Here is a 4,019-nt window from a genome sequence, read left to right as displayed (position 1 = left end):
GCCGCCGGCCTCGGTCACGATCGTCGAGCGGCCGCGCGGGCTGGACGCCGCCGTGGACGTCGCGCTGACGATCCGGCAGCTGCGCGGGCGCCGCCTGCGGGACCAGATCGTCGCCGAGCTGCCGCTGGCGCTCGCGACGGTCATCGGGCGGCGGCGGGCCGAGGACGACCGGGACGACATGGCCGCCATCGTCGGCGCCTGCCGCGAGCATCCGCAGGGCGTCGCGGAGCTGCTGCGCGCGGTGCGGCAGTTCGCGGGCGACTCCGCCGGCCTGGAGGAGTTCCGCAGGTCCGTCGAGGCGCTGGGGCGGGCCTGACGTGGCGCCGCGTCCGCTGGAAGCCGGTGATCCGGAGCGGATCGGCGAGTACCGGGTGATCGCACGGCTCGGCTCGGGCGGCCAGGGCGTCGTCTACCTCGGCACCGCCCCGGACGGGCTGCGCGTCGCGATCAAGCGGCTGCACCCGTGGTTCAGCGGGACGGCCCGCGGCCGGCGGCTGTTCGCCAGGGAGATCAAGTCGGCCGACCGGGTGAAGGGGTACACCGCCCGCGTGCTCGACTCCGGCGAGCAGGCCGGCCGGCCGTACGTCGTCAGCGAGTACATCCCCGGCGAATCGGTCCTGGACCGGGTCCGCCGCGAGGGGCCCTACGGCCCGGCCGAGGTGCTCGCGCTCGCCTCGGGGACGGCGTCGGCGCTGGTCGCGATCCACGAGGCCGGGCTCGTGCACTGCGACTTCAAGCCCGCCAACGTCCTGACCGGGCCGGACGGCGCGCGGGTCGTCGACTTCGGCATCGCCCGCGCGCTGGACACGATCGTCCACCGCGACAACGAGCTGCGCGGCACGCCCGCCTACATGGCGCCGGAGCAGATCACGGGCGGCGCGATGGGCTCGCACACCGACGTGTTCGCGTGGGGCTCGACGATGGCGTTCGCCGCGACCGGGAAACCGCCGTTCGGGTTCGGCGAGGAGTACGGCCACGGGGTCATGTACCGGATCGCGCACCAGGAGCCGGACCTCGACGCGGTGCCCGAGCCGCTGCGCGGGATCATCGCGCGGTGCCTGGCGAAGGACCCGGCCGAGCGTCCGAGCGCCGCCGACGTGGTGGCCGTGCTCGGGCGGGACGCCGTGCCGGGCACGCCGCCCGCGGGCGCGCAGGTCGGCGACTCGCTGACCGGCCACACCGGCGCCATCACCTGCATCGGCGGCGGGTCGCTCGGCGGCGCGCCGGTCGCCGTGACCGGCAGCGACGACCGCACCGCGCGGATCTGGGACCTCACCGCGTGCGAGCAGCGCGGAGCACCCCTCCGGCACGACGACGCGGTCCTGTCGGTCGCCTGCGGCGTCCTCGACGGCGCGCCGATCGCCGTCACCGGCTGCCAGGACCGCACGCTCGGCGTCTGGGACCTGGAGACCGGGGAACGGATCGGCGAACCGCTGCAGGGCCACACCGGCGCGGTCGTCTCGGTCGCCGTCGGCGTGCTGGACGGCGGGCCCGTCGCGGTCAGCGTCGGCGACGACCGGACCGTCCGGCTGTGGGACCTCGCCGGGCAGCGGCAGCTCGGCCCGCCGCTCGTCGGCAACAACAGCGTGATGTCCGTGGCGTGCGGCGACCTGGACGGACGGGCGGTCGCGGTCATCGGCGGCGCCTGGGACCAGTCCCTGCGCGTCCTCGACCTCGCGGACCGGCGGCCGGCCGGGCTGCCGCTGACCGGCCACACCAACTCGGTGATGGCGGTCGCGTGGGGGGTCCTCGCCGGGCGGCCGATCGCCCTCACCGGCGGATACGACCGGACGGTCCGCGTGTGGGACCTCCGCACCCGCCGCGAGGTGGGCCGCCCGCTGGTGCACCGGAGCGCGGTCATGTCGGTGGCCTTCGGGACGCGCGGCGACGAGCCGGTCGCGGTGACCGGCGGCGCCGACCGGGCGGTCCGCGTCTGGAGCCTGCTGACCAGGGAGCAGGCCGGCGATCCGCTCCTCACCGAGCGGACGCTCACCGGCCCGGCCGTCCCCGTCGCCTGCGCGGAACTCGGCGGCCGGCCGATCGCCATCACCGGCGGCGAGGACCGGGCGCTCCGGCTCTGGAACCTCGGCACCGGCCCGTCCTCCCCCGTCGCCACCCGGGACGACGCGCAGCCCGCGGGCGGATGAACCGGGCCGGGCGGCGCGCCGGGCGCAGGTGAGGCCCGACATACCTGGTCGGTCTACGGGCACTACCGGTTGGTGACATGGACCCCGGGGCCGTGGAGACGGGTGACCCAAGCCCTCGCGGACCGGCTCGGCAGGCGGCGGCGGGCCCGCATCGTGCTGCTGCTGGCGTGCGTACTCGCGCTGAACACGGCCGACACGGGGGTCATCGGGGCGATCGTCCAGCAGCTGCGCGATTCCCTGGACATCGGCAACACGCAGGTCGGGGTGCTGACGGCGGCGCCGGCGGCGGTCGGCGCGCTCGCGACGCTGCCGGTGGGGCAGCTGACCGACCGGGTGCCGCGGGTGCCGCTGCTCGCGGGCAGCATCGTGCTGTGGAGCCTCGCGATGATCGTCGGCGGGATGGCGCAGTCGTACGAGTGGCTGCTGGCGTCGCGGGTGGCGCTCGGCGCGGTCACGGCGACGGCGGGCCCCACGGTCGCGTCGCTGATCGGCGACCTGTTCCCGCCGGAGGAGCGGGCCGGGACATGGGGCCGGATCCTCGCCGGCGAGCTGGTCGGGGTCGGGTTCGGGCTGATCGCGGGCGGGAACCTCGCGACGTTCCTGAACTGGCGGTTCGCGTTCTGGCTCGTCGCGGCGCTCGGGCTGCTGCTGGCCTGGCTGCTGTGGCGGATGCTGCCGGAGCCGGAGCGGGGCGCGCAGGCCACCGCGCCGGGCCGGGTCGGGGAGGAGCCCGCCCAGCGGCAGGTCGAGCGGGCGCACGTGAAGCCGGACCCGCGCGCCGTCCTGGCGGCCGATCCGGAGCGGATGCCGCTGCTCGCGGCGGCCCGGTACGTGCTGCGCATCCGCACCAACGTGATCATCATCATCGCGTCGGCGATCGGGTACTTCTTCTTCGCGGGGCTGCGCACGTTCGCGATGGTGTTCGTGCAGGAGCACTACTCGATCAGCCAGGGCGAGCTGACGGCGTTCATCCCCGTCATCGGGCTGGCGTCGCTCGCGGGGGTGCTCGTCGGCGGGCGGCTGGCCGACCGGCTGGTGCGCCGGGGCGTGGTGACCGCGCGGGTCGCCGTGCCGGGGGTGGCGTTCACCGTGTCCGCGCTGCTGTTCCTGCCCGGCCTGCTCACCGAGCGGGCGCTGATCGCGCTGCCGCTGTTCACGCTCGCCGCGGCCGCGCTCGCCGCCGCGAACCCGCCGCTGGACGCGGTGCGGCTGGACGTCGTCCACTTCCGGCTGTGGGGGCGCGCCGAGGCGATCCGGACGATCGTGCGGATGGCCGGGGAGGCGGTGGCGCCGGTGCTGTTCGGCTGGCTGTCCGGGCTGCTCGCCGGCGGCCGGGGGTCGGCGGTCGGGCTGGACCGGGCGTTCCTGCTGGCGCTCGCCCCGCTGCTGTTCAACGGGCTGCTGCTGGTCAGGGCCCGGCACAGCTACCCGAGGGACGTGGCGTCCGCGCTGGAGTCCGAGCGCCGCTACGCCGGCGGCCGGCACTGACCGGTTTATGCGGTTCTCATGGTCGGAGGGTAGACAGGGCCGCATGAGGGTGACACGACGTGGTTTCCTGCTGTCCGGGCTCGTCGGAGGGGCCGCGCTCCTCAGCGGCGCCGGATCCGGCCGTCCGCCCCCCGCCGAAGCCGACGCCCCGAGCGGCTACGCGACGCTGCCGGACGTGCCGCCGCCCGGCCTCAAGGCGCGGCGCCTCGGCCCCACCGGAGGCGGGCTGCTGTTCCTCGCCCCGTTCCGCGGGACGGGCTCGGCCGACGCGCTCATCGTCGACGACACCGGCGAACCGGTGTGGATCCACCGGTCGGAGCAGCTCATCACCGACGTGCGGGTGCAGGTCTTCGAGGGCGAACCCGTCCTCACCTACTGGGAGGG

4 protein-coding genes are annotated in these 4,019 nt (G+C 75.9%); all 4 read left to right on the top strand.

Features of this window, described 5'->3' with window-relative positions; translation table 11 throughout:
• The coding region (locus E1284_RS42205) for an effector-associated domain 2-containing protein (RefSeq protein WP_165965608.1) at positions 1-316 on the top strand (316 nt) is incomplete at its 5' end.
• A gap of 1 nt (position 317) precedes the next feature.
• On the top strand, positions 318-2,147 hold the full coding sequence (locus E1284_RS39175) for a WD40 repeat domain-containing serine/threonine protein kinase (protein ID WP_131945193.1): 1,830 nt from the start codon (positions 318-320) through the stop codon (positions 2,145-2,147).
• A 102-nt stretch (positions 2,148-2,249) separates the two neighbouring features.
• A complete protein-coding gene (locus tag E1284_RS39170) occupies positions 2,250-3,635 on the top strand; it encodes an MFS transporter (protein ID WP_165965607.1) in 1,386 nt (461 codons plus the stop codon).
• A 43-nt stretch (positions 3,636-3,678) separates the two neighbouring features.
• A partial coding sequence (locus E1284_RS39165; protein WP_207924220.1) for a hypothetical protein occupies positions 3,679-4,019 on the top strand: 341 nt, incomplete at its 3' end.

This window comes from Actinomadura bangladeshensis (assembly GCF_004348335.1).
In the GTDB taxonomy this organism is placed as follows: domain Bacteria; phylum Actinomycetota; class Actinomycetes; order Streptosporangiales; family Streptosporangiaceae; genus Spirillospora; species Spirillospora bangladeshensis.
Note: the sequence above shows the minus strand (reverse complement) of the source record. Positions and strands in the feature narration are given on the sequence as shown.